Consider the following 5,269-nt stretch of genomic DNA (forward strand, 5'->3'; position numbering starts at 1 on the left):
TAGGCCAGCGGATCGGTGACCGATTCCGGCACGACGATCTTGGCGGCAAAGTGCAGGATGCTGTCGACACCATGCTCCTCGATGACGCTTGAGACCAGGGCGGCGTCGCCCACATCGCCCACGACGAGCGTTGCTTCCTGGGGGACGGCCCAGCGGAAACCGGTCGACAGGTTGTCGAGAACCACCACCTGCTCGCCCGCGTCCAGGAGCTCGAGCACCATGTGGCTTCCGATATAGCCCGCGCCGCCCGTCACCAGTACCGCCATGTCCATCCTCCTCAAGGAACTGCCCCGATGCGGCAATCAGGTAGCATTCCGAACTGCGGGATGCCTACCTGATTGCAATACGGCAAATGCCAGTGCCTGAGCCTGATAATGATTAGAAGATCCTTTGTGATCCCGCTCACTCTTGCCTCAGCAGCGCCTCGAGTTCCTTGCGGAACTCGGCGCCGAGCTCCTCGCGCTCCAGGGCATAGGCCACATTGGCCATGAGGAAGCCGATCTTCGAGCCCGTGTCGTAGGTCTTGCCCTGGTACTTCATGCCGAAGAAGGGCTGATCCTTCATCAGGCGGATCATGGAGTCGGTGAGCTGGATCTCGTTGCCCGCGCCGCGCTCCTGGGTGGAAAGCAGGTCGAAGATCTCGGGCTGCAGGATATAGCGGCCGGAGATGATGTAGTTCGAGGGCGCGGTGCCCTTCGGGGGCTTTTCCACCATGCCGGTGATCTCGAAGGTCTGGCCGAATTCCTGGCCCACCGACACGATCCCGTACTGATGGGTCTGGTCCTCGGGCACCTCCTCCACGGCGATGATGTTGCCGCCGTGCCGGCCATGGGCGGCGATCATCTGCTCCATGGAGCCGCGGCTGAGCATGTCGGGGAGGATGACGGCGAAGGGCTCATCGCCCACCAGCTCCCGGGCGCACCAGACCGCGTGGCCGAGCCCCAGCGGCTCCTGCTGGCGGGTGAAGCTCGTCTGGCCGGCCTTGGGCTGGTCCCGGGCCAGGATCTCCAGCTCCTTGGTCTTGTTGCGGCTCTCGAGCGTCCGGTTCAGCTCGTAGGCAATGTCGAAATGGTCCTCGATCACCGCCTTGTTGCGGCCTGTGACGAAGATGAAATGCTCGATGCCGGCGGCACGGGCCTCATCCACCACATGCTGCACCACGGGACGGTCGACGACGCACAGCATTTCCTTGGGAACGGCCTTGGTGGCCGGCAGGAAGCGGGTGCCGAGACCGGCGACGGGAAGAACTGCTTTGCGGATTCGCTTCATTGAAGGGGCCATGGGCGAGCAGACATACTCGGGTCAGGCACAAGCACGTGCGGGCATCCGCCTGTCAAGCATTTCTGCGTGTTTCGGGAGGAGAGCCGAGCCACGTTTCTACCCAACAGACTTCCCGATGACTATCGTGGTCCTCCGCCCACCCAGTTCGCTTTCAGCCCGTTCAGCACGGCTTATGGAAGGGCCGCGGTCCATAAGGACAGGATCGGACGCTTTGCACCATAGCGTCTCTTCCGCCGGAGTACTATCAACCCGCAATGGATCCTCTCACACGCCTCTCCTTGCTGCTCTGGCAGCTGTCCATACGATGGCTGTCCCGCCGTGAAATCACCGTATACGTCGTGGCGCTTGTGGCTGCCCTCTCCATCGGGCTGATTGAGTGGGCTGGCTATTTGCCAGAGAGCTGGAGAGTCGAGCGTGGGGGAATGCCCAAGGTAACGCCGCTCTGAGGCGGTCCGTTGTTCCATGAGCGGGTGAGGGAGCTGGCGGGTACCCATAGCCCGAGACTTGAGTGGGCTAACGTTCCGGTCCGACTATCAATCTATTCGCGGCCCACAGCCGAGATGCATTCCGCCATTGCAGTGTCATAGCCCCGTAGAATTGGACACGAACTCAGCCTGCAAGACTGTATCGCCAGTGGCACGAGCGTCATGTCTCGGATGGAGAGGCGCCTCGGGCTCCCGGGGGAAGCAGGCCAATGTTCCTCACACCCCAGGGCCTATGCCGCGCTCGGCATGAGGAACCACCCGTTAAGCTGTGTTTGAGCCTCCTGTCTCAAGCAGCGCACCTAAGTCGAATCCTCCTCCGGCCAGTCCCAAGATCACTGCCAAAAGCTCTGTAGGCGGGGTTCCAAACCCAGAGCCACACACCACCTGAGCCCCCCGGTGACGATCACCATCAGCCTGCGGTAGCCCCGTTTTCTTGTGCAATCCACTATTGCGGCTCTTGATACCTCGTTTGACAGCGGACCCGCGGGCTTTTGCGCCTTGTCTCTCTGCGAATCAATGAGAACAAAGGGAGATTCGATCCAAAACCGCTGCAGAGGCACTCAAATGGCAAAGCGTTCCAAAACTCCAAAGCCGCCTAGCCTCATTCCGGAAATTGCCCAAAAGCTCTTTGACCGATTTCCTGTTGCCTACGGCGACGGCGCCTCTGCCTACGACGAGTTGGTGAATGCGGTCATGGAGACGCTTCGGCCCCGAAACCTGATCGCAACGATGCTCGCTAAGGATGTGGCATACTTGACATGGAGGATCCAACACCTCCGCAGTGTGGAAGCGTCCCTGCTGACCCCTGAGAGTGCGGCCTCACAACAATCGTATTCCGCAGCACTGGCCAAGGCCCATGCCGCGGAGATGCTACCTTGGCTTAATACGCCGACCGAGGTGCTCAATAAGCGCCCCAAGGATGAGAAAGAGAGGGCCCGCCTGCTAGAAGAGTTCATTCGCGATGAGCCGGATGCTTACAAAAAGCATCTGCAGCGCCAAGCAGAGGCAGACGAAAGAATGAAGGAGATCCTTCCACCTGCTATGTCAGATCCAAAGTCCGAACCCACCCCCCAGGCCATCTCACCGGATGAAGCGGCCCGGTTGGCCGCCGAAACGTTCAAGAAGAACAGCCGCGAGATCGACCTCATCAGCCACCTCATCGCCGACGCCGAGGCCCGCCGCTACGCGGCCCTCCGCGAGTTCGAACGTTACCAGACTAGTCTTCCCGCGCACGCGCAATCCGAAGTGATCCTTGACGCCGAATACACCGAGGCCCGTTCTCCCAAACGCCGGAAGCGGGCATGACCACAGAGCGCAAACGACAGGCGAACCAACGGAACGCGCAGCGAAGCACGGGACCTAAGACCTCCGCTGGCAAGGCGCGATCCAAGCAGAATGCCTGGAAGCATGGACTGGCGGTGCCGGTCGAGGTACAGCCGCACTTTGCGGACCTGATCCACGACCTGAAAGCGAGCTTGAAGCAGGACATCGCGCCGGCGCAACCGACGGAGGAGGACTTGCAGGCTGTTGCCGTCGCCATGCTGGAGGTCGTGCGCGTCCAAAGCGTGCAGTGCCTGCTCCTCGACGAACTGGCTCAGCACTGCTCCGGTCGGTCGGCGGCCGATTCAAGCTCCTCCAGATCCGGGCTTGCCGAGCTGATGCAGCACCTTCTCCGTGTTGACCGCTATGAGCGTCGCGCCCTCTCGCGCCGCAAATTTGCCATCCGATCGCTCGGTGAGGCTAATGCCGAGCGAGGATGACCGGGCCAGTCCTCCCAGACGTCAGTGTGTCATCGCGGCACGATCTTGCCCGACAAGGTTCGTTTGCATCGGTTGGCCCGGCCGAAGGACAGCGGCCGTTTAGCCGCCTCCCCGCCCAGGTACCGGATCTTCTGCCACCTGGCCCAGGCATTGCCGAGGATCCTCTCGGGCCTTCTCCATGGCACACGATTTACGGACGGACCCCAGGTTGTGGATCTCGTCAGCGCCCCCAAGGTCAACCGCGCAAATGTGCCCGGCAGCCCAGCGTTCGCGCACCTGATCGGTCGTGCGCTGACACAGACCGCATACTCCGGCCGCCCCAGCTATGTGGCCGAACCCGTGCCTGATTGGGTCATGCTTTTGACGTTGTTCAACTGAATGGCAAACGTGTTCAACAATGAGGAACCCTGATGAGTAGTGCCCCCAAACACACAAAACGGCCCCAGCCGCTCGCCGTCGATGCCCCACGCTGTCGCCATCGCGTCGTCCTCGACACAGCGGAGCGTGCCGGCCTTCTCAAGGGTGAAAAGGGCCGCATTGCGGGATGGGTCCGGGCAGAGCTTATTCGTGCGGGGAAAGAACGCTCAGGCCGCACGTCCAACACTCAGCTGCTTGAGTATGCCTTGGCGAAGGTCGCCCTGGAGGACAACTTTTGTTCAAAGATCCGGGTGCGCAAGGGAAGGGTCTCCACCAAACAAGGTAATCTGGACCGCCAAGAGGTTGGCACCAGAACATAACAAATAGCTGCTGCAAGCCATCGCATTGGTCGGTCGCAGGCGGCAAGGTGCAGACTTCCCGTGCGGCATTGCAACCAGCTCGCCCAGAACTTGCCGAGGCATAGCTTCGGTTTACGGGATACTGTTGACATCATACGGGATATCCGTATAGTCGTCCTGTGGACGCGGCAGCCGAATTCGAATGGGATGACGCCAAGGCTTCAGCCAATGAGGCCAAGCATAGCGTCCGCTTTGACTATGCGGCAGCTGTGTTTTTGGATGACGATCGGCTCGATCTCGACACCACCCGCGCAGACGATGGCGAGGAACGTCGTAAGGCGATCGAGCTCATCGACGGCAAGCTCTACACAGTCGTTTACACCCTGCGCGGCTCCGTTTGCCGCCTTATCTCAGCTCGTCGTTCCAATGCCAAGGAGAGCAGGAGCTATGGCTATCACGCGCAAGACCCTTGAGGATCTCCGGTCCAACCCGCCTCGCCTTAACGCAGTAGAACGCGCCCGCCTTGACACGATGACGCAGGAGGAGATCGAGCGCAATGCTCTCGAAGATCTAGACAACCCACCCGCCTCCGAGGAGGAACTGGCGCGCGCCGTCGCGGCGCGTGCTGTCCGCCGGGCGCGTCAGCGCACGGGGCTCAGTCAGACCAAGTTTGCCGAACGGTTTCAGATTAACCTCGCGCGTCTGAAGGATTGGGAGCAGGGCCGGTTCATGCCGGATACAGTGGCCCTCGCCTACCTGAAAGTGATCGAAACGGACCCTGAGGCTGTGGCTCGGGCGATCGATGCCGCTTAACCGCCGAACCGGAGAGGGTTAGAGCCCCACGCCCGGGAGACTGGCGCGGTGGGTGCATCGCACCAGACCCTGACGCTTACCTGGGCCAAGCGGATCGAGGATACGGATCAGGCGAGGAAGTCGCTGTCACCGATCAGCGAGCGGGCGACCCCCTCCAGCACGAGGATGTCGGAGCCGCTCTGGATTACCGTGTCGCTTCCCACCTGCGCGATGC

At 61.3% G+C, this 5,269-nt stretch carries 8 protein-coding genes; 6 read left to right on the forward strand and 2 right to left on the reverse strand.

Annotated elements, in window-relative coordinates; genetic code table 11:
* On the reverse strand, positions 1 to 266 hold a 266-nt coding region (locus JKG68_RS30780; RefSeq protein ID WP_202066090.1), incomplete at its 3' end, for an NAD-dependent epimerase/dehydratase family protein.
* A gap of 136 nt (positions 267 to 402) precedes the next feature.
* Positions 403 to 1,269 (reverse strand): UTP--glucose-1-phosphate uridylyltransferase, encoded by an 867-nt coding sequence (locus JKG68_RS30785; protein WP_202066091.1) that lies wholly within the window; start codon positions 1,267 to 1,269, stop codon positions 403 to 405.
* A 1,061-nt stretch (positions 1,270 to 2,330) separates the two neighbouring features.
* Here JKG68_RS30785 and JKG68_RS30790 point away from each other — a divergent pair.
* The 6 genes from JKG68_RS30790 to JKG68_RS30815 all read left to right on the forward strand — a co-directional run bounded on the left by JKG68_RS30790 (position 2,331) and on the right by JKG68_RS30815 (position 5,055).
* Positions 2,331 to 3,071 carry a hypothetical protein gene (locus JKG68_RS30790; RefSeq protein WP_202066092.1) on the forward strand — a complete coding sequence of 247 codons (741 nt, stop codon included), beginning with the start codon at positions 2,331 to 2,333 and terminating at the stop codon, positions 3,069 to 3,071.
* Entirely contained in the window at positions 3,068 to 3,526 is a 459-nt protein-coding gene (locus JKG68_RS30795) for a hypothetical protein (RefSeq protein ID WP_202066093.1), read from the forward strand. The genes JKG68_RS30790 and JKG68_RS30795 overlap by 4 nt, the downstream gene beginning before the upstream one ends.
* A gap of 45 nt (positions 3,527 to 3,571) precedes the next feature.
* Complete coding sequence (locus tag JKG68_RS30800) at positions 3,572 to 3,904, forward strand: hypothetical protein (RefSeq protein ID WP_202066094.1); 333 nt, start codon at positions 3,572 to 3,574, stop codon at positions 3,902 to 3,904.
* 32 nt (positions 3,905 to 3,936) lie between these two features.
* Positions 3,937 to 4,263, forward strand: a complete 327-nt coding sequence (locus tag JKG68_RS30805; RefSeq protein WP_202066095.1) for a hypothetical protein — start codon at positions 3,937 to 3,939, stop codon at positions 4,261 to 4,263.
* Between the two features lie 158 nt (positions 4,264 to 4,421).
* On the forward strand, positions 4,422 to 4,715 hold the full coding sequence (locus JKG68_RS30810) for a BrnT family toxin (protein ID WP_202066096.1): 294 nt from the start codon (positions 4,422 to 4,424) through the stop codon (positions 4,713 to 4,715).
* Entirely contained in the window at positions 4,690 to 5,055 is a 366-nt protein-coding gene (locus JKG68_RS30815; RefSeq protein WP_246516097.1) for a helix-turn-helix domain-containing protein, read from the forward strand. Before JKG68_RS30810 ends, JKG68_RS30815 begins: the two co-directional genes overlap by 26 nt.
* Positions 5,056 to 5,269: the final 214 nt, after the last annotated feature.

Source organism: Microvirga aerilata, from assembly GCF_016743775.1.
In the GTDB taxonomy this organism is placed as follows: Bacteria; Pseudomonadota; Alphaproteobacteria; order Rhizobiales; family Beijerinckiaceae; genus Microvirga; species Microvirga aerilata.

Excerpts from the sequence above, each read along its gene's own strand:
- JKG68_RS30795 (WP_202066093.1), top strand. The coding sequence starts at position 3,068 with ATGACCACAGAGCGCAAACGACAGGCGAACCAACGGAACGCGCAGCGA.
- JKG68_RS30805 (WP_202066095.1), top strand. The coding sequence starts at position 3,937 with ATGAGTAGTGCCCCCAAACACACAAAACGGCCCCAGCCGCTCGCCGTC.
- JKG68_RS30790 (WP_202066092.1), top strand. The coding sequence starts at position 2,331 with ATGGCAAAGCGTTCCAAAACTCCAAAGCCGCCTAGCCTCATTCCGGAA.
- JKG68_RS30815 (WP_246516097.1), top strand. The coding sequence starts at position 4,690 with ATGGCTATCACGCGCAAGACCCTTGAGGATCTCCGGTCCAACCCGCCT.
- JKG68_RS30785 (WP_202066091.1), bottom strand. The coding sequence starts at position 1,269 with ATGAAGCGAATCCGCAAAGCAGTTCTTCCCGTCGCCGGTCTCGGCACC.